We start from the raw sequence: 19929 nt of genomic DNA, 5'->3' as shown, positions 1-19929 counted from the left end.
GGACAGCCGCGCTATGCAACCGGCTGACGACGCACCGGCTCACCGCACGAGCAGGGCCACCGGGTAGAGGTCGAGCAACTCGGCGAGGGGCAACTCGCGCGCGACGCGGCGGCCGGTGACGATGTCGGTGGCCGGGCCGCCGAGGTCGATCGTCGTGTCGCCCCAGCCGCCGCGCCGCTCCAGCCCGAGGGGCAGGCGGGTCGCGACGGTGATGGCGCCACCGCGGTCGAAGGCGACGGCGTGGTCGGCGGCGTCACCCTGCGGCAGCACCGGGGCGTACCCCTCGAACAGGTCGGGCCAGTCCCGGCGCAGACGCAGCGCGCGGGAGACGACCCAGAGCTTGGCCGCGCCGGTGGCGTCGATCCGGGGCGGGTCGTCGCCGGCATCGAGGCGGTCGAGCAGTCGGCGGCGCTCGTCGTGGTCGACGGCCCGCCGGTTGTCGGGGTCGACCAGCGAGTCCTCCCAGAGCTCGGTGCCCTGGTAGACGTCGGGAATGCCCGGCATGGTCAGCTGCACCAGCTTCTGGGCGAGCGAGTTGCTCCACCCGTACGGCGTGATCTCGTCGACGAAGCGGGCCAGCGGGTCGTGGACCTCGGGGGAGCCGTAGGCGGCGTCGACGACGTCGTGCACGGCCCGCTCGAACTTCTCGTCCGGCGAGGTCCACGTGGTGGAGGTCGCGGCCTCGCGCATCGCCTTCTCGACGTAGGCGTGCAGGCGCTCGGGCTCGATGAAGCCGACGCCGGCGAAGGTCTGCCAGAGCAGGTAGGCGAAACCGGCGTCGGGGAGCGGCGCCGCGGCCATGAGGTGCCGGGCGAGCGCGGCCCAGTCGTCGGGACGCTCGCTCAGCACGGCCAGCCGGGCCCGCACGTCCTCGCCCCGCTTGGTGTCATGGGTCGACAGCGTCGTCATACCCCGAGGTACGGTCTGCTGCCGGTGCCACTGCGCGCGGTGGAAGCCGTCGAGCGGCAGGCCGAAGTGGGCCGGGTCGTTGCCGACCTCGTTGAGCGCGACGAAGCGGGTGTAGCGGTAGAACGCGGTGTCCTCGACGCCCTTGGCCATCACCGCGCCGGAGGTCTGCTGGAAGCGTGACGCGAGCTCGTCGGCCGGGTCGGTCAACCGCGGGACCAGGGCGTCGAAGGTGGCGGCGAGATCGGGCCGGGCGGCCCGGGCCCGTTCGAGCGTCTGGGTCAGGTGGTCGGCGCCGGTGGGCAGGTAGGAGCGGTACACCGGGAACTCGACGGCCAGCTCGGCGAGGGCCGCGCCGGCGTTGGCGAGGTCGGGCACGAGCCGGGCCAGGCGACGGATCTCGGCCTGCAGCATGGTGTCGACGGCGTTGCGCTTGCCCTGTTGCACGTGCTCGGGGCAGGTGAGCTCGTCGCCGGTCAGCTCGCGGTAGAGCGAGTCGAACGCGGCGTCGGCCCCGGTGTCGACGAAGACGCCGGTCACCTCGCTGAGCGCGTCGTAGCCGGTGGTGCCGTCGATCGGCCACTCCGGCGGCAGCTCCTCGCCGGGCTCGAGGATCTTCTCGACCAGGAGCCAGGCGTCGGGTCCGGCGAGCGCGCGCAACCGGGTGAAGTACTGCAGCGGGTCGGCGAGCCCGTCCGGGTGATCGACCCGCAGCCCGGCGATGCCGTCGTCGCGCAGCCAGCGGCCGATCTGGTCGTGCGTCGTGTCGAACACCACGCCGTCCTCGACCCGCAGACCCGCCAGCGAGGTGACGGCGAAGAACCGGCGGTAGTTCTGCTCGGTGTCGGCCCGGCGGTAGTCGGCGAGCTCGTAGTGCTGCCGGTCGTGCACCTGCGCCGCGGTCTCGCCCTCGACCAGGCCGGTGCCAGGGGCGATCGGGAAACGGTGCTCGAAGTACCTGAGCTCACCGTCGACGACCTCGAGCTGCGAGTCGTCGAAGTCGTCGCCGAGGACGGGGAGCAGCAGCCGCCCGCGCGACCACTCGATGTCGAAGAAGCGGGCGTGCTCGGCCGCGCGACCGTGCTGCAGCACGTCCCACCACGCCTTGTTCTGGAAGGCGTCGGCCACCCCGGCGTGGTTGGGCACGATGTCGACGACGACCTTGAGCCCGCGCGAGCGCGCGCCGGCCAGCAGGTGGGTCCAGCCGTCCAGGCCGCCGCGCTGCGGGTCGACGGTGTCGAACGCGATGACGTCGTAGCCGTGGTCGGAGCCGCGCGACGACGGCAGGATCGGCGACAGGTAGGTGGCGTCGATCCCGAGCGTCGCGAGGTAGTCGCAGACGTCGGCCGCGGCGTACAGGTCGAACGACGCCCGCACCTGCAGCCGGTAGGTGGAGCTCGGCAGGCTCACGGCTCAGCCCATCCGCTGCAGGACGACGAGGGAGCGGGCGCCGACGGTCACCGTGTCGCCGGCGTCGACCAGCCGCTCGTTGGTGTCGGGTGCGGCGGTGTCGACGACGACCGACCACACCGAGCCGTACTCGTCGCCCGGGACGGTGAACTCGATGTCCTCGTAGTGGGCCGAGAAGCAGAGCAGGAACGAGTCGTCGGAGACGCGTTCGCCCCGGGAGTCGCGGTCGGGGATGCCCTGGCCGTTGAGGTACACCGCGATGCTGCGGCCGAAGCCGGAATCCCAGTCCTCCTCGGTCATCTCGCGGCCGTCGGGGGTGAACCAGGCGATGTCCGGCGTGCCCTCCTGGCCGCGGCGGCGCACCGGACGGCCGTCGAAGAAGCGGCGCCGCCGGAAGACCGGGTGCTCGCGGCGCAGCTCGGACACCTGCCGGGTGAACGCGAGCAGGTCCGCGTCGACCGCACTCCAGTCCATCCAGGTCAGCTCGTTGTCCTGGCAGTAGCCGTTGTTGTTGCCCTGCTGGGTGCGACCCAACTCGTCGCCGTGGCAGATCATCGGCACGCCCTGGCTCAGGAACATGGTGGCGATGAAGTTGCGCTGCTGGCGCCCGCGCAGCGCGAGGATGTCGGCGTCGTCGGTCTCGCCCTCGACACCGCAGTTCCACGACCGGTTGTGGCTCTCGCCGTCGTTGTTGTCGTCCTGGTTGGCCTCGTTGTGCTTGTCGTTGTAGGACACGAGGTCGCGCAGCGTGAAGCCGTCGTGCGCGGTGACGAAGTTGATGCTCGCGACGGGCCGGCGACCCGACGTCTCGTACAGGTCGGCCGAGCCGGTGATGCGCGCCGCGAACTCGCCGATCGTCGCGTCCTCGCCGCGCCAGAAGTCCCGGACGGTGTCGCGGTACTTGCCGTTCCACTCCGTCCACTGGGGCGGGAAGTTGCCGACCTGGTAGCCGCCGGGCCCGACGTCCCACGGCTCGGCGATCAGCTTCACCTGGCTGACGACCGGGTCCTGCTGCACGAGGTCGAAGAAGGACGACAGCCGGTCGACGTCGTAGAACTCGCGCGCAAGCGTGGAGGCGAGGTCGAAGCGGAAGCCGTCGACGTGCATCTCGAGCACCCAGTAGCGCAGCGAGTCCATGATCAGCTGCAGCGAGTGCGGGTGCCGCACGTTCAGCGTGTTCCCGGTGCCGGTGTAGTCCATGTAGAACTTGGCGTCGTCGTCGACGAGGCGGTAGTAGGCCTGGTTGTCGATGCCACGGAACGAGAGCGTCGGGCCGAGGTGGTTGCCCTCGGCCGTGTGGTTGTAGACGACGTCGAGGATGACCTCGATGCCGGCCTCGTGCAGGGCCCGCACCATGGCCTTGAACTCCTGCACCTGGCCGCCGGGCGAGGTGCTGGAGGAGTACTTGTGGTCGGGCGCGAAGAACCCGATCGTGTTGTAGCCCCAGTAGTTGGCCAGGCCCTTGTCGGCGAGGATCGAGTCGTTGACGAAGTGGTGCACCGGCATGAGCTCGACGGCCGTGACCCCGAGCTGCTTGAGGTGCTCGACGATGACCGGGTGGGCCATGCCGGCGTACGTGCCGCGCAGCGACTCGGGCAGGTCCGGGTGCGTCTCGGTCATCCCCTTGACGTGCGTCTCGTAGACGACCGAGTCGGCGTAGGGACGCTTCGGCGGCCGGTCGACGCCCCAGTCGAAGAACGGGTTGATGACGACGCACTTGGGCAGCTGCGCGGCCGAGTCGTCGTCATTGTGGCTGTCCTCCTCGCCGAAGCGGTAGCCGAACAGCGATTCGTCCCATTCGATGGTGCCGTCGATGGCCTTCGCGTACGGGTCGAGCAGCAGCTTGTTCGGGTTGCAGCGCAGTCCCTCGTCGGGCTGGTTCGGGCCGTGCACGCGATAGCCGTAGCGCTGCCCGGGCTCGACACCCGGAAGGAAGGCGTGCCAGACGAAGCCGTCGACCTCGGGGAGGTCGAGGCGGGTCTCGGCGCCGTCGGCGTCGAACAGGCAGAGTTCCACCCGCTCGGCGACCTCGCTGAACAGGGCGAAGTTCGTTCCGGAGCCGTCGTAGGTGGCGCCCAAGGGGTAGGCGGTCCCGGGCCAGATCTGCAAAGGGGGCTCCCAGTGTGGTGACGAAGTGGTGCAGTCCCACCTTTCCAGACGGGCACGCGGCCGTAGGCCTACCCAGAACTACGCGGGAATCGCAGCGTCGGAGTGTGGAGGCGGGCACACCGGCTCGGCGGCCGGCATCCGCGCGTTGACCACCACGGCCGCGCCGGCGCACAGCAGGGCCGCGGTGGCCAGCCAGATGCCGGGACCGATGCTGACGTAGACCCGGCCGTCGTCGAGGAAGTGGGCCAGGGCCTCGTACGTCGAGACCAGGCTCTGCAGCGTCAGGCCGAGGCCGGCCACGGCGCCGGCGACGAGGGTCGCGGCGATGACGCCGAACAGGTGCAGGTGGGCGCGCACCCAGCGGGTCGGCGTCGAGGTCGACTCCCGAGCGGCGGTGGCACCCCCGAGGGCGGCGCACAACCCTCCGCAGACCCAGAACATCAGCGCGAAGCGGGGGCCGCGCTCACTGGTGAGCGCCTTGTCGAACGGGTGCCCCCACATGTCGTAGCCGCCGCTGGTGTTGATCGCGAGGCCGGCGAAGCGGTACCGGAAGATCGTCTGCACGGTCGACGCGACGCACAGCACCGCGGCCGCCGCCCACAGCCCGACCGCGAGCCGGGTGCTGCGGTCGCCGAGCCGGGACCGCGGGCGACGCGGCGCCGGGGGTGGGGCGTCGGGCAGCGGGTCGGCGTCGAGGAACTCGACCGGATTACCGCCCATGGGCGCAGTGTGTCACTGCCCGGCGGCAATTCCCACCGGCGCTACGGCCCTCAGCGGCTCGACGACCTGGGTGCGGGGGTGGTGCTGGTGGCCGAGGGGGTACCGGCCGGCGCGCTCGACGCCGGTGCGGGGACGGAGGTCGGCAGGGGGAACCCGTTGCGGCCGGGGTGGAAGTGCGGGCCGCCCGGCTGACCGGGGCCCATCCGATTGCCGTAACGCATGCCGTCGCCGTTCAGTTCGCCGCCGCCGACCCGGCCGTAGCCGCCCCGTTCGCCGTGCCCGCCGCCCGTCGCGGCGCCGAGGGCGAACCCGCCGCCCAGCAGCACGACCGCGGCGACGAGGGCGGCCAACCCGGCCGCGTTGCGCTTGTTCGGGTTGATCCAGGGCTCGCGGAACCGCGGGGCGAACGGGTAGTCGCCCGGGAATCCGTAGCCCGGCGGGGGACCGTGCGGCGGGGGCGGGACGAAGCCCGGTCCGGGAGGCGGGAGGTGGTCGGCCGGGGGACCTGGCGTTCCGGCGGCGTCCGGAACGGCGGCCGTGTCCTGCTCGTCCGGCGATCGGTCGGGCAGCTCGTTCACGGGCTCGTCCGGTGGGGTGGACGCGGGCATCGGCAGCTCCTCGGGCGTGGTGCGCCGAACGGTAGCCGGGCCACTTCTGTCCCACCTGTGATCGGGTGCTCGGCGCGCGGGTCGGGGTTGTCGTAGGCCTCTCGTACCGTGGAGGCATGCGCGTTCGCAGCAACATCACGCCGAGCACCGGCAAGTTCGAGGTCGTGTCGGATTTCTCGCCCTCGGGCGACCAGCCGGCCGCCATCGCCGAGCTCGAGCGGCGCGTGCGGGCGGGGGAGAAGGACATCGTGCTCCTCGGCGCCACCGGCACCGGCAAGTCGGCCACCACGGCCTGGCTGATCGAGCGTCTGCAGCGTCCGACCCTGATCATGGCGCCGAACAAGACCCTCGCCGCCCAGCTGGCCAACGAGCTGCGCGAGATGCTGCCGCACAATGCCGTCGAGTACTTCGTCAGCTACTACGACTACTACCAGCCCGAGGCCTACGTCCCGCAGACCGACACCTACATCGAGAAGGACTCCTCGGTGAACGACGAGGTCGAGCGGCTGCGGCACTCGGCCACCATGTCGCTGCTCACCCGGCGCGACGTCGTCGTGGTCGCCACCGTGTCCTGCATCTACGGCCTCGGCACCCCGCAGGAGTACGTCGACCGGTCTCTGCGCCTGCGGGTCGGCGACTCGATCGAGCGCGATCGCATCCTGCGTGACCTCGTCGGGGTGCAGTACACCCGCAACGACCTGTCCTTCACCCGCGGCACGTTCCGGGTGCGGGGTGACACCGTCGAGATCTTCCCGGTCTACGAGGAACTCGCGATCCGGGCCGAGATGTTCGGCGACGAGATCGAGCGGCTCTACTACCTCCACCCGCTCACCGGCGAGGTCGTGCGCGAGGTCGAGGAGGTGTTCGTGTTCCCGGCCACGCACTACGCCGCCGGGCCCGAGCGCATGGAGAAGGCGATCCGCGGCATCGAGGCCGAGCTGGAGAAGCGGCTGGCCGAGCTCGATGGGCAGCAGAAGCTGCTCGAGGCGCAGCGGCTGCGCATGCGCACGGCCTACGACATCGAGATGATGCGCCAGGTCGGCTTCTGCTCCGGCATCGAGAACTACTCGCTGCACATCGACGGCCGTGAGCCCGGCAGCGCCCCGAACTGCCTCATCGACTACTTCCCCGAGGACTTCCTGCTCGTCGTCGACGAGTCGCACGTCACCGTCCCGCAGACCGGCGGCATGTACGAGGGCGACATGTCGCGGAAGCGCACCCTCGTCGACCACGGCTTCCGACTGCCGTCGGCGATGGACAACCGGCCGCTGAAGTTCGAGGAGTTCGTCGAGCGCATCGGCCAGACGGTGTACCTGTCCGCGACCCCGGGCGACTACGAGCTCGGCCGGGCGCAGGGCGAGTTCGTCGAGCAGGTCATCCGGCCGACCGGCCTCATCGACCCCGAGATCCTGGTGAAGGGGACGAAGGGTCAGATCGACGACCTCGTCCACGAGATCCGGCTGCGGGCCGAGCGCAACGAGCGGGTGCTCGTCACCACGCTGACCAAGAAGATGTCCGAGGATCTCACCGACTACCTGCTCGAGCTGGGCATCCGCGTCCGGTACCTGCACTCCGAGGTCGACACGCTGCGCCGCGTCGAGCTGCTGCGCGAGCTGCGGATGGGCGAGTACGACGTCCTGGTCGGCATCAACCTGCTGCGCGAGGGGCTCGACCTGCCCGAGGTGTCGCTGGTGTCGATCCTGGACGCCGACAAGGAGGGCTTCCTGCGTTCGGGCAAGTCGCTGATCCAGACGATCGGCCGCGCCGCCCGCAACGTGTCGGGCCAGGTGCACATGTACGCCGACACGATCACGCCCTCGATGGCCCTGGCGATCGACGAGACGAACCGGCGTCGGGAGAAGCAGATCGCCTACAACACCGAGCACGGCATCGACCCGATGCCCCTGCGCAAGCGCATCGCCGACATCACCGACATGCTGGCCCGCGAGGCCGCCGACACCGAGGAACTGCTCGGCGGTGGCGTGCCGGTCGGCGGCTCCGGCCGCTCGCAGTCGCGTGGCAAGTCGGCCGTGCCCGGCCGCGGCGGCCGCGGCGCCAAGGGCGGCCCCGGCATCTCCGGTGGCGTCGTCGGGATCGGCCAGCACGCCGCCGGCGGTCTCGACGTCGCCGAGATGCCGCGCGCCGCGCTGGCCGACCTGATCCAGCAGCTCAACGACCAGATGCTCGCCGCCGCCCGGGAGCTGCAGTTCGAGGTCGCCGCCCGCCTGCGCGACGAGATCGGCGAGCTGAAGAAGGAACTCCGCGGCATGGACGCCGCCGGCGTCGGCCGCTGACCCACCCGCTCTCCCCGCCGAGTTGGTGCGGTGAACGGTGGCCGGGTGCGGCTGACGCGGAACCCGTACCTCGGTTTCGGCTGCGGTCACCGGGCGTCCGTGCCAGTATGACCACCGGGTCATACGTTCACGAACTCTCGGAGGCGGGATGAGCAAGGCAGTCGGTTCGGTCCAGGGCAAGGTCGTCGCGATCACCGGCGGGGCACGGGGGATCGGGTTCTCCACCGCCCAGCGTCTCATCGCCGACGGCGCGCGCGTCGCGATCGGCGACATCGACGAGGCCCGCCTGAAGGAGGCTGTCGGCGAGCTCGACATCACGACCTACAAGCACCTCGACGTCACCGACCCGGATTCGTTCGAGGGTTTCCTCGACCACGTCGAGAACGAGCTCGGCCCGATCGACGTGCTCGTGAACAACGCCGGCATCATGCCGATCGGCTCGCTGCACGCCGAGGAGGACCGCGTCAGCCGCCGCATGATCGAGATCAACGTGCTCGGCGTCATCTACGGCACCAAGCTCGCGCTGCGCCGGATGGTGCCGCGGCGCAGCGGCCACATCATCAACATCGCGTCGCTCGCAGGGGAGAGCTACGTGCCCGGTGCCGCCACCTATTGCGCGAGCAAGCACGCGGTGAAGGGCTTCACCGAGTCGACCCGGCGCGAGTACCGCGACAGCGGCGTCCATCTCTCGCAGGTGCAGCCGTTCTTCACCAACACCGAGCTCGTCGCGGGCACTTCGGGCACCAAGGGCCTCCGCAACGTCGAGCCCGAGGACGTCGCGGCCGCGGTGGCTGCGCTCATCGTCAAGCCGCGCCCCGTCGCCCGGGTCTCCAAGGTGGCCGGCGTGCTCGCCGTCTCGCAGGCGTTCCTGCCCCGCGCCGTCACCGAGCGGCTGACGAGGGCGATGGGCACCGAGGAGACTTTCACCTCGGCCGTCGACCGGTCCGCCCGCGAGGCCTACGAGGAGCGGGTCCGCACCAACTGACGGCTGGCTGCCCCCCCTATCCCGATCTTCATGCTCGAGCGGCGCTGGAGTGCTCTGGAGTGCCGCCGCAGCACGAAGATCGGGCTGGGACGGGCTCAGGCTGACGCAGGCCGGGCCGGCGGCGAACCACCGATGCGCCGCGTGAGCGTGTCGGCGGTGCGAGTGACCAGCTGCGCGATGCGTTCGTGCCGCGCCTCGGGCATTCCGGCGGCGGGGAAGGTGACGGCGATGCCGGCCACCGGGTGCCCGGAGTGGTCGATCACCGCCGCGGCGACCGAGGCCCAGCCCGGCGTGACCTCGCCGTCCTCGACGGCGTAGCCGCGCCGGCGCGTCTCGACCAGCAGCAGTCGCAGACCCGAGATCGACCGCGGCCCGAGGCCGGTGCGCATCACGAATGCCGACGGATCGCCGAACAGCGCGCGGAGCTGCGCCGCGGGGAGGGCAGCGAGGATGGCCCGCCCGCTTGCGGTGAGTTGGGCCGGCAGGCGCACCCCGACATCGGTGACGAGAGGCGGACGGCCGGGCGCGCGCTCCTCGATCACGTAGATGACCTCGCGGCCGTGCTGCACGGCCAGGTGGGCGGTGTGCCCGATGCGGTCGACCAGCTCGGCCAGCGGTGCCCGGGCCAGCCGCTGCAGGGGGGCCTGCCGCGAGTACCCGGTGCCGAGCTCGTAGGCCGCGATGCCGAGCGCGTAGCGCCGGTCCTCGGGCAGGTGGGTCACGAAGCCCTCGTCGGCCAGGGCCGCCAGCAGGTGGTAGACGGTCGACCGCGGCAGGTCGAGCTCGCGCACGATGACCGCGGCCGGGATCGGCCCGGCCTGGGCGCTCAGCAGACGCAGGATCGCCAGCGCCTCGCGCGCGGCGGGCACGGTGGGCATGCCTCACGGTAGCGCCGCGTCTGGTATCCCAGACACGGAGGCGTCGGGATGCCTGCCGCGAAGGGTGCCGTGGGTGTGCAATGGCAGGACCGCTTCCCCGATCCCAGGAGGACCCCGACATGGACGGAGCCCGTCCGGTCCGCGCCGCCCGCGGCACCACGCTGACCGCTCGCTCGTGGCAGACCGAGGCCCCGCTGCGGATGCTCATGAACAACCTCGATCCGGAGAACGCCGAGCGCCCGGACGACCTGGTCGTCTACGGCGGCACCGGGCGGGCCGCCCGTAACTGGCCGAGCTACGACGCGCTGGTGCGCACGCTCACCACGCTGAAGACCGACGAGACGATGCTCGTGCAGTCGGGCAAGCCGGTCGGCGTCATGCATACCCATGAATGGGCGCCGCGCGTGCTCATCGCCAACTCGAACCTGGTCGGCGACTGGGCCAACTGGGAGGAGTTCCGCCGCCTCGAGCACCTCGGTCTGACCATGTACGGCCAGATGACGGCCGGCTCGTGGATCTACATCGGCACCCAGGGCATCCTGCAGGGCACCTACGAGACCTTCGCCGCCGTCGCGGCCAAGCGCTTCAACGGCACGCTCGCCGGCACCATCACCCTCACCGCCGGCCTCGGCGGCATGGGTGGGGCCCAGCCGCTCGCCGTGACCATGAACGGCGGCGTCGCGATCTGCATCGAGTGCGATCCCTCGCGCATCCGACGCCGCATCGACCACGGCTACCTCGACGTGGAGGCGTCCGACATCCGAGACGCCCTGCGGCTGGCGGTGGAGGCCCGCGACGCCCGGCGGCCCCTCTCGATCGGCCTGCTCGGCAACGCCGCCTCGCTCGTGCCGCAGTTCCTGGCCAACGGCGCGCCGATCGACATCGTCACCGACCAGACGTCGGCCCACGACCCGCTGTCGTACCTGCCGATCGGGGTCGAGTTCGACGAGTGGCACGACTACGCCGCCCGCAAGCCCGAGGAGTTCACCGGCCGGGCGCAGGCCTCGATGGCCCGCCACGTCGAGGCCATGGTTGGTTTCATGGACGCCGGCGCCGAGGTCTTCGACTACGGCAACTCGATCCGTGGCGAGGCCAAGACCGCCGGTTTCAACCGGGCCTTCGACTTCCCGGGCTTCGTCCCGGCCTACATCCGCCCGCTGTTCTGCGAGGGCAAGGGCCCGTTCCGCTGGGCCGCGCTCTCGGGGGACCCGAAGGACATCGCCCGCACCGACCAGGCCGTGCTCGAACTCTTCCCGGAGAACGAGTCGCTCGCCCGCTGGATCAAGCTGGCGCAGGACAAGGTGCACTTCCAGGGCCTGCCCGCGCGCATCTGCTGGCTCGGCTACGGCGAGCGGGACAAGGCCGGGGTCCGGTTCAACGAGCTCGTCGCCAACGGCGAGATCAGCGCGCCGGTCGTCATCGGCCGGGACCACCTCGACTGCGGTTCCGTCGCCTCGCCCTACCGCGAGACCGAGGGCATGGCCGACGGCTCGGACGCCATCGCCGACTGGCCCCTGCTCAACGCCATGGTCAACGTGGCGAGCGGCGCCACCTGGGTGTCGATCCACCACGGCGGCGGGGTCGGCATCGGCCGCTCGATCCACGCCGGGCAGGTCACCGTCGCCGACGGAACCGACCTCGCCGCGCAGAAGATCGAGCGGGTGCTGACCAACGATCCGGGCATGGGTGTCATCCGCCACGTCGACGCGGGCTACGACCGCGCCGAGGACGTCGCCGCCGAGCGCGGGGTGCGCATCCCCATGGCGGAGGGGTGACCGAGGCGCCCGGCCTCGCCGGCTTCGACGCGCTGTGGACGGCGCTCGAGCCGATCGGCCGCGACGACCGCTCCGGCGGCTACCGCCGCTTCGCCTGGACGGCCGAGGACGCCGCGCTGCGCGAGTGGTTCGCCGGGGAGGCGACCACGCGCGGCCTCGACCTCACCGAGGACCGCGCCGGCAACCAGTGGGCCTGGTGGGGCGATCCGGACGCGGACGGCCCCGGAGTCGTCATCGGATCGCACCTCGACTCGGTGCCCGACGGCGGCGCCTTCGACGGACCGCTCGGCGTCGTGTCCTCGCTGGCCGCGCTGGATGCCCTACGGGACAGGGGATTCCGGCCGGCAAAGCCCATCGCCGTCGTCAACTTCGGTGACGAGGAGGGCGCCCGCTTCGGCATCGCCTGCGCCGGTTCCCGCATCCTGACCGGCGCGCTCGACCCCGACCGGGCGCGCTCGCTCACCGACCGCGACAGCACCACGCTGGCCGAGGCGATGCGTGCCGCCGGTCGCTGCCCCGACGACCTCGGCGCCGACCCCGACACCGTGCGCCGCATCGGCGCGTTCGTCGAGCTGCACGTCGAGCAGGGGCGCGGGCTGATCGACCTCGGTCGCCCGGTCGCGGTCGGTACCGCGATCCGCCCGCACGGGCGCTGGCGGATCGACCTGCGCGGCGAGGCCAACCACGCCGGCACGACCCCGATGTCCGACCGCAGCGACGCGATGGTGGCCGCCGCGTCGGTGGTGCTCGAGGCCGAGGCCACCGCCACCCGCAACGACGGCGTCGCCACCTGCGGCAAGCTCGAGGTCGTCCCGAACGGCGTCAACGCGATCCCGTCACACGTGCGCGTGTGGCTCGACGTGCGGGCCGAGTCGTCCGACCAGGTCGAATCGATCCTCTCCGACCTGCGCGAATTCGTCGAGTGGCACGGCGGCACGATGACGAACGAGTCGTGGACCGACGTCACCCGGTTCGACCCGCACCTCGCCCACGACCTCTCGACCCTGCTCGGTGACGCGCCGCTGCTGGACACGGGGGCCGGTCACGACGCCGGCGTCCTGGCGAGCGCCGGTGTCCCGGCCGCCATGCTGTTCGTCCGCAACCCCACCGGCGTATCCCACTCACCGGCCGAGTTCGCCGAGCGCGACGACTGCCACGCCGGGGTCGTCGCCCTCACCCGGGTCGTCGAGCAGCTCGCCGGATGAGCAGCTGGTTCGCGCGGGACGCGCTGCTGCCCGGTGGCCCGGCCCGCGACGTCCGCTTCGAGATCGAGGACGGCCGGTTCACCGCGGTCGCCTCGAACGCCCCGGCCGACGGTGCGACGTCACTGCCGGGCGTCGTGCTGCCCGGCTTCGCCAACGCGCACAGCCACGCCTTCCACCGCGCGCTGCGCGGCCGCACCCACAACGACGGCGGCACGTTCTGGACCTGGCGAGAGCACATGTACGCCGTCGCCGGCCGGCTCGACCCCGACACGTACCGCGAGCTGGCCACGGTCGTCTACGCCGAGATGGCGCTCGCCGGCATCACCTCAGTCGGCGAGTTCCACTACCTGCACCACGGCCCGGACGGCACGCCGTACGGCGACCCGAACGCGATGGCCGAGGCGCTGCGAGCCGCCGCCGCCGATGCCGGAATCCGCCTGACGCTGCTCGACACCTGCTACCTCGCCGGCGGTCTCGGACCCGGGGGTCACCTGCCGCTCGATGCCGTCCAGCGCCGTTTCGCCGACGTCGACGTCGAGCGCTGGGCGGAGCGGGTGGCGCAGCTCGAGCCCGACGACACCACCCGCATCGGCGTCGCCGTCCACTCGGTGCGGGCGGTGCCCCGGGGCGACCTCGCCACGGTGGTCGCCACGGCACAGGGCCGCCCGCTGCACGTCCACCTGTCCGAGCAACCGGCCGAGAACGAGGCCTGCGGGGCGCACTACGGGTGCACCCCCACGGCCCTGCTGCGCGACGCCGGCGTGCTCGGCCCGGCCACGACGGCAGTGCACGCCACGCACCTCACCGCCGACGACATCCAGGCGCTCGGCACGACCCGGACGACCGCCTGCTTCTGCCCGACCACCGAGCGCGATCTCGCCGACGGCATCGGCCCGGCCCGCGCCCTGACCGACTCGGGCGTGCCTCTGTCGCTCGGCTCGGACCAGCACGCCGTGATCGACCCGTTCGAGGAGGCCCGCGGCCTGGAGATGCACGAGCGGCTGCGCAGCAACGAGCGCGGCCGTTTCACCGCACCCCAGCTGCTCGCCGCGCTCACCCGGCACGACAGTCTCGGCTGGGACGGCGCGGGCCGGCTCGAGGTCGGGGCCCGGGCCGATCTCGTGACTGTTCGCACCGACACCGTCCGGACGGCCGGCGCGCGACCCGATCAGATCCTGTACGCCGCCACCGCCGCCGACGTCGACACCGTCCTGGTCGACGGTCGCGAGGTCGTCCGCGGCGGGCAGCACCGCCTCGGCGACATCGGCCGGCGGCTCACCACTGCGCTGGAGGGTCTGTGACCGCCACCCTGATCACCGGCATCGTCGAGCTCGTCACCAACGACCCGGCCCGGGGCGACGGGTCGCCGCTCGGCATCGTCCGTGACGCCGCGGTCGTGGCCGACGAGAACACCGTCCTCTGGGTCGGTCCAGAGACCGAGGCTCCCGCCGCCGACCGGCGCGTCGCGCTCGGCGGGTGCGCCGTCGTCCCGGGCTTCGTCGATCCGCACACGCACCTCGTCTTCGCCGGCGACCGGTCGAACGAGTTCACCGCCCGCATGGCCGGCGAGCGCTACGACGGCGGCGGCATCGCCTCGACCGTGTCGGCCACGCGGGCGGCGAGCGACGACGAGCTGCGGCGGCACATGGTTGCGCGGGCGACCGAGGCCCGCCGGCAGGGCACCACCACGCTGGAGATCAAGAGCGGCTACGGCCTGACCGTGACCGACGAGGTACGCCTGCTGCGCATCGCCCGGGGCATCACCGACGAGACGACCTTCCTCGGCGCGCACGTCGTGCCGGCCGACGCCGACCGCGACGAGTACGTGCGCCTGGTCAGCGGCGCGATGCTCGATGCCTGCGCCCCACACGCGCGCTGGATCGACGTCTTCTGCGAGCCGGGCAGCGCGCACGCCTTCGACGGCGACGAGGCGCGCACGATCCTGCGGGCCGGCCGCGCCGCCGGGCTCGACCTGCGGGTGCACGGCAACCAGCTCGGTCCGGGCCCCGGGGTGCAGCTCGCGGTCGAGCTGGGCGCCGCCAGCGTCGACCACTGCACCCATCTCGACGACGCCGACGTCGACGCGCTGGCCGGCGGTGACACGGTCGCCACCCTGCTGCCCGGGGCCGAGTTCTCGACCCGCTCGCCCTACCCGGACGCCCGCGGGCTGCTGGACGCCGGCGCGACCGTCGCGCTCGCCACCGACTGCAACCCCGGCACGAGCTTCACGTCGTCGATGCCGTTCGTGATCGCCCTGGCCGTCCGCGAGATGGGGATGACGCCGGCCGAGGCACTCTGGGCCGCCACGGCCGGGGCAGCGGCCGCCCTGCGCCGGGCCGACATCGGACGCATCGCCCCCGGCGCCCGCGCCGACCTCGCGGTGCTGGCCGCCCCCAGCTTCATCCACCTGGCCTACCGCCCGGGCGTCCCGCTGGCCCGCGTCCTCGACCTGGCCGAGCGCGCCTGATTTCCCGGCTTGTCCGCCGTTGTGGCTGTGATCTGGCCCGATATCACCGCCACCCGGGCGGACAAGTCGCCAACTTCCGGGTCAGCAGATGCGGGGGAGTTGCTCGCCGAGCGGGGTGTCGACGATGCGGGTCGCGCCGAATCCGGTGCGGGCCACCACCAGACCCGGATGCACGTCGACGCACTCGCCGATGACGGCGGCGCCCAGGCCGAGCGGGTGGGTGCGCATCGCGGCGAGCACGGCCTCGGCGTGCTCGCGCGGCACGAACGCGACGAGCTTGCCCTCGTTGGCCACGTAGAGGGGGTCGAGCCCGAGCAGCGCGCACGCGTTGCCGACGTCGGGCGGCACCGGCACCGAGCGCTCGACGATCTCGATGCCCACGCCCGACGCGCGGGCGATCTCGTTCAGCGACGTCGCCAGCCCGCCCCGGGTCGGATCGCGCAGTGCCCGCAGGTCACGGGTCACCCCGAGCATGGCCGCGACAAGCGTGTGCAGCGGGGCCGAGTCGGTGGTCAGCTCCGACCCGAACTCCAGCCCCTCGCGCACGCTCAGGACGGCGATGCCGTGCACGCCGATGTCGCCGCTGACGATCACGACGTCACCGGGACGCGCGCGGTCGGGCCGGAGATCGACGCCGTCGGGGACGAGCCCGAGGCCGGCGGTGTTGACGAAGACCTGGTCGCCGTGGCCGGCGTCGACGACCTTGGTGTCGCCGGTGACCACGGTTACCCCGGCGGCGGTGGCCGCCGACCCGATGTCCTCGGCGACCCGCCCGACCACCGCGAGATCGGTGCCCTCCTCGAGCACCACCGCGCAGGACAGGTAGCGCGGCACCGCCCCGCTCATCGCGAGGTCGTTCACGGTGCCGTTCACGGCCAGGTGCCCGATCGACCCGCCGGGGAAGAACAGGGGCCGCACGACGAAGGTGTCGGTCGAGAACGCCACCCGGACCCCGCCCAGGTCGACCACGGCCGAGTCGCCGAGCGCCTCCGGCGCGGTGCCGAACGCGGGCAGGAAGAGGTGCTCGATCAGCTCGGCCGACAGCTGGCCGCCGCCGCCGTGGCCCATCACGATCGTCGGGCTGTCCCGCAGCGGCACGGGGCACGTCCAGCCGTCGAGATCGGGCGCCGGCTCAGCCAACGGAGGTCTCCTCGCGAGCGGTCTCGAGCCGCCGGTACAGGTAGTAGGCCGCGCACGCGCCCTCGCTCGACACCATCGTCGCGCCGAGCGGGGTGCGCGGCGTGCAGGTCGTGCCGAACGCGGCGCACTCGCGGGGCTTGATGAACCCCTGCAACACCTCGCCGCTGCGGCAGACCGACGACTCCGCGGTGTCGATGTGTCCCACGGCGAAGCGGTACTCGGCGTCGAACGCGCGGTACTTCTCGGCCAGTCGCCAGCCGCTCCCGGAGATGGTGCCGATGCCGCGCCACCGGCGGTCGACGGTCTGGAAGACGTCGGACAGCAGCTCCCGCGCGGCCGGGTTCCCTGCTTCCGGGACGACGCGGGCGTAGGCGTTGTCGAGCCGCGCCTCGCCCTTCTCCAACTGGTGGACGGCGCGCCGGATACCCTCGAGTACGTCGAGGGGTTCGAAGCCGGTGACGACGATCGGCACGCGATACCGGTCGACCAGGGCCGGGTACTCCGCCAGCCCCATCACGCTGCACACGTGACCGGCGGCGAGGAACGCCTGCACCCGGCAGGTCGGCGATTCCATGATCGCCTCGATCGCCGGCGGCACCCGCACGTGTGACACCAGCATGCTGAAGTTGGTGACCCCGAGACGATGCGCCTGGTGGACCGCCATCGCGTTCGGCGGGGCCGTGGTCTCGAAACCGATGCCGAAGAAGACGACCTCGCGATCGGGGTTCTCGCGGGCGATCCGGAGCGCGTCGAGCGGGGAGTAGACGACCCGCACGTCGCCGCCCTGGCTCTTGACCCGGAACAGGTCGCGGCCGCTGCCCGGCACCCGCAGCATGTCGCCGAAGGAGCAGAAGATCACCCCGGGCCGGGAGGCGATCTCCAGCGCCTTGTCGATGAGCTCGAGCGGCGTGACGCAGACCGGGCAGCCCGGGCCGTGGATCATCTCGATGCCGTCGGGCAGCAGCTGGTCGATGCCGTGCCGGATGATCGAGTGCGTCTGCCCGCCGCACACCTCCATCAGCGCCCACGGTCGGGTTGCGGTCGCGTGGATGTCGTCGAGCAACTTGCGGGCGAGCTCCGGATCGCTGAACTCGTCGAGGTACCTCACGTCGTCTCCCGTCGTCGCGCGCCGATCACGAGCTGTCCGAGCGCCAGGCCGGCATCACTGGGTGGGACGTGCCGGTGGCGCAGCACCCGGAAGCCCGCCGACTCGAGGGCGTCGCGGCAGCGCACGGTCAGCAGGGCGTTGAGGAACACGCCGCCCGACAGCGCCGCGGTGTCCAGCCCGGTGTCTCGGCGCACCCGCTGCGCCGTCATCACGACCGCGTCGACGACCGCGAGGTGGAACCGGGCCGCGACGGTCTCGGCGTCGACCCCGGCCCGGACGTCGGCCGCCGCTGCCGCGATCACCGGCCGCGCGTCGAGACCGGGCCCGAACCGGTACGGGTCACCGCAGCCGTCGACCGCGGTGCGGGCCAGGCCCTCGAACCGCATCGCGGCCTCGGCCTCGTACTCCACCCGGTGACAGACCCCGGCCAGTGACGACATCGCGTCGAACAGCCGGCCCAGGCTCGAGGTCGGCGTGCAGCCGAAGCCGGTGCGCAACTGGCGGTCGAGCACGTGCCGTTCCGACTCCGAGCAGGCCGCGACCGGGGGCAGCAGCGGATCCCACTCGACCGCGGCCGCCCGCAGGTGGGACAGCGCCATCCGGCACGGGTTGCGCACGCCGGCGTCCCCGCCCGGCAGCGGCGTGTAGCGCAGGTGCGCCGCCCGCTCGTAGCCGTCGTAGTCGGCGAGCAGCACCTCGCCGCCCCACACCGCGCCGTCGTCGCCGAAGCCGGTGCCGTCGAACGCGAAGCCGATGACGCGGGCCGAGCCGTCGTGCCCGTTCTCCGCCATCACCGAGGCGATGTGCGCGTGGTGGTGCTGCACCCGACGCACCGGGCGGTGGCCCGCCGCGCGCGTGGCCCACTGCGCGCTGCGGTACGCCGGATGCCGGTCGGCGACGATCGTCCCCGGCGTGACCCGGGTGAGCGACGCGAGGTGTGCGGTCGCCGCCTCGAACGCCTGGAGGGTCGCGAGGTCGTCCATGTCGCCGACGTGCGCCGAGAGCCACGCGTAGCGCCCCTCGGCGAGGCAGAACGTGTTCTTCAGATCGCCGCCGACGGCCAGCGCCGGCTCCACCTCGACCGGCAACGCCACCGGCAGCGGGGCGTAGCCGCGCGAGCGGCGCACCGGCAGCGGCTCACCGCCCGCGACCCGAAGCACCGAGTCGTCGCACGGCACGTGGATCGGGCGGTCGTTGTCGAGCCAGGCATCGGCGACGCCGGCCAGCCGCTCGCGGGCGACGTCGCCGTCGACGACGATCGGCTCACCGGCGAGGTTGCCGCTCGTCAACACGAGCACCGGCGGCGCGCCGGCGCCGAACAGCAGGTGGTGCACCGGCGTGTACGGCAGCAGCACACCGAGGTCGGGACTGCCGGGTGCGACGCCGTCGGCGAGCTCGAGTGCGGGTTCCGGGCGCCGGGCCACGAGCACGACCGGCCGCCGCGGATCGACGAGCAGAGCCTGCTCCGCCGGATCCGGCGTGACGATCGTCCCGGCGGCGGCGAGATCCGGCACGAGCAGGGCGAACGGCTTGTCGCCGCGGTCCTTGCGCTTGCGCAACGTGTCGACCGCCGCCGCGTTCGTGGCGTCGCACGCGAGGTGGAAGCCGCCGACCCCCTTGATCGCGACGATCGATCCGTCGGCGAGCAGCGTGCGGGTCCGGGCCAGCGCGTCGTCGCCGGTGTGCACCGCGCCGAGATGGTGCAGCGTGAGGGTCGGGCCGCAGTCGGGGCAGGCGACGGTCTGGGCGTGGAAGCGGCGGTCACCCGGGTCGGCGTACTCGGCGGCACAGCGCGGGCACAGCGGCAGGTCGGCCATCGTCGTCGCCGGCCGGTCGTAGGGCACGTCGCGGACGACGGTGAAGCGGGGTCCGCAGTTGGTGCAGCTGATGAAGGCGTGCGCGAAGCGTCGGTCGTGCGGGTCGGCGAGTTCGCGCAGGCAGTCGGGGCAGGTGGCGATGTCGGGGGAGACGAGCGTGCGGCCGGGCCCGCCGCGCGAATCGTCGATGACGAAGTCGGTGCCGCCCCGCACCGCGATCGTCTCGCTCCGCACCCGGTCGACGATCGCGAGCGGCGGCGCGTCGTCGCGCAGCCGCCGCACGAACGCGTCGACGTGCTCGGGTGCTCCCTCGACCTCGGCCACCACACCGCCGGCGGTGTTGCCGACCGAACCGGCCAGGCCGAGCTCGCGGGCCAGGGCAAAGGCGAACGGGCGGAAACCGACCCCCTGCACGGCGCCCTCGACGCCCACTCGCACGCGGGTGCGCCCACCGCCTGCGGCCTCACCCGCTGCGAGCAGCTGCATGCGCCGAGTCGCCTCCCAGGG

At 72.4% G+C, this 19929-nt stretch carries 14 protein-coding genes; 6 read left to right on the top strand and 8 right to left on the bottom strand.

Annotated elements, in window-relative coordinates; translation table 11 throughout:
- Positions 1-39: 39 nt before the first annotated feature.
- From treY to VGN18_RS00570, 4 genes are all read right to left on the bottom strand, one after another.
- Positions 40-2316, bottom strand: coding sequence for a malto-oligosyltrehalose synthase (gene treY, locus VGN18_RS00585; RefSeq protein WP_327537670.1), 2277 nt, complete (start codon positions 2314-2316; stop codon positions 40-42).
- 3 nt (positions 2317-2319) lie between these two features.
- A complete protein-coding gene (gene glgX, locus VGN18_RS00580; protein ID WP_327537669.1) occupies positions 2320-4425 on the bottom strand; it encodes a glycogen debranching protein GlgX in 2106 nt (701 codons plus the stop codon).
- Positions 4426-4503: 78 nt separating this feature from the next.
- Positions 4504-5145, bottom strand: a complete 642-nt coding sequence (locus tag VGN18_RS00575) for a hypothetical protein (RefSeq protein WP_327537668.1) — start codon at positions 5143-5145, stop codon at positions 4504-4506.
- A gap of 50 nt (positions 5146-5195) precedes the next feature.
- Positions 5196-5753 (bottom strand): hypothetical protein, encoded by a 558-nt coding sequence (locus VGN18_RS00570; RefSeq protein WP_327537667.1) that lies wholly within the window; start codon positions 5751-5753, stop codon positions 5196-5198.
- A gap of 116 nt (positions 5754-5869) precedes the next feature.
- On the opposite strand from VGN18_RS00570, the gene uvrB reads away from it, so the two are divergent.
- Both uvrB and VGN18_RS00560 read left to right on the top strand, forming a co-directional pair.
- Entirely contained in the window at positions 5870-8047 is a 2178-nt protein-coding gene (uvrB, locus tag VGN18_RS00565; protein ID WP_327537666.1) for an excinuclease ABC subunit UvrB, read from the top strand.
- Positions 8048-8195: 148 nt separating this feature from the next.
- Positions 8196-9032 (top strand): SDR family oxidoreductase, encoded by an 837-nt coding sequence (locus VGN18_RS00560; protein WP_327537665.1) that lies wholly within the window; start codon positions 8196-8198, stop codon positions 9030-9032.
- 95 nt (positions 9033-9127) lie between these two features.
- Here VGN18_RS00560 and VGN18_RS00555 read toward each other — a convergent pair whose 3' ends face one another.
- On the bottom strand, positions 9128-9910 hold the full coding sequence (locus VGN18_RS00555; RefSeq protein ID WP_327537664.1) for an IclR family transcriptional regulator: 783 nt from the start codon (positions 9908-9910) through the stop codon (positions 9128-9130).
- Positions 9911-10029: 119 nt separating this feature from the next.
- On the opposite strand from VGN18_RS00555, the gene hutU reads away from it, so the two are divergent.
- From hutU to hutI, 4 genes are read left to right on the top strand one after another with little or no spacing between them, the layout of a single operon-like run.
- Positions 10030-11685 carry a urocanate hydratase gene (gene hutU, locus VGN18_RS00550; RefSeq protein ID WP_327537663.1) on the top strand — a complete coding sequence of 552 codons (1656 nt, stop codon included), beginning with the start codon at positions 10030-10032 and terminating at the stop codon, positions 11683-11685.
- Entirely contained in the window at positions 11682-12890 is a 1209-nt protein-coding gene (locus VGN18_RS00545; RefSeq protein WP_327537662.1) for an allantoate amidohydrolase, read from the top strand. Before hutU ends, VGN18_RS00545 begins: the two co-directional genes overlap by 4 nt.
- Positions 12887-14191: a formimidoylglutamate deiminase gene (locus tag VGN18_RS00540; RefSeq protein ID WP_327537661.1), complete on the top strand. Its 1305-nt coding sequence runs from the start codon at positions 12887-12889 to the stop codon at positions 14189-14191. The genes VGN18_RS00545 and VGN18_RS00540 overlap by 4 nt, the downstream gene beginning before the upstream one ends.
- A complete protein-coding gene (hutI, locus tag VGN18_RS00535; protein ID WP_327537660.1) occupies positions 14188-15357 on the top strand; it encodes an imidazolonepropionase in 1170 nt (389 codons plus the stop codon). Before VGN18_RS00540 ends, hutI begins: the two co-directional genes overlap by 4 nt.
- An 81-nt stretch (positions 15358-15438) precedes the next feature.
- Here hutI and hypE read toward each other — a convergent pair whose 3' ends face one another.
- From hypE to hypF, 3 genes are read right to left on the bottom strand one after another with little or no spacing between them, the layout of a single operon-like run.
- A complete protein-coding gene (gene hypE / locus VGN18_RS00530) occupies positions 15439-16497 on the bottom strand; it encodes a hydrogenase expression/formation protein HypE (protein ID WP_327537659.1) in 1059 nt (352 codons plus the stop codon).
- Positions 16490-17605, bottom strand: coding sequence for a hydrogenase formation protein HypD (hypD, locus tag VGN18_RS00525; protein ID WP_327537658.1), 1116 nt, complete (start codon positions 17603-17605; stop codon positions 16490-16492). The genes hypE and hypD overlap by 8 nt, the downstream gene beginning before the upstream one ends.
- On the bottom strand, positions 17602-19908 hold the full coding sequence (hypF, locus tag VGN18_RS00520) for a carbamoyltransferase HypF (RefSeq protein ID WP_327537657.1): 2307 nt from the start codon (positions 19906-19908) through the stop codon (positions 17602-17604). The genes hypD and hypF overlap by 4 nt, the downstream gene beginning before the upstream one ends.
- Between the last annotated feature and the right edge of the window lie 21 nt (positions 19909-19929).

The sequence above is a fragment of the Jatrophihabitans sp. genome (assembly GCF_036000465.1).
Taxonomy (GTDB): Bacteria; Actinomycetota; Actinomycetes; order Mycobacteriales; family Jatrophihabitantaceae; genus Jatrophihabitans.
Note: the sequence above shows the minus strand (reverse complement) of the source record. Positions and strands in the feature narration are given on the sequence as shown.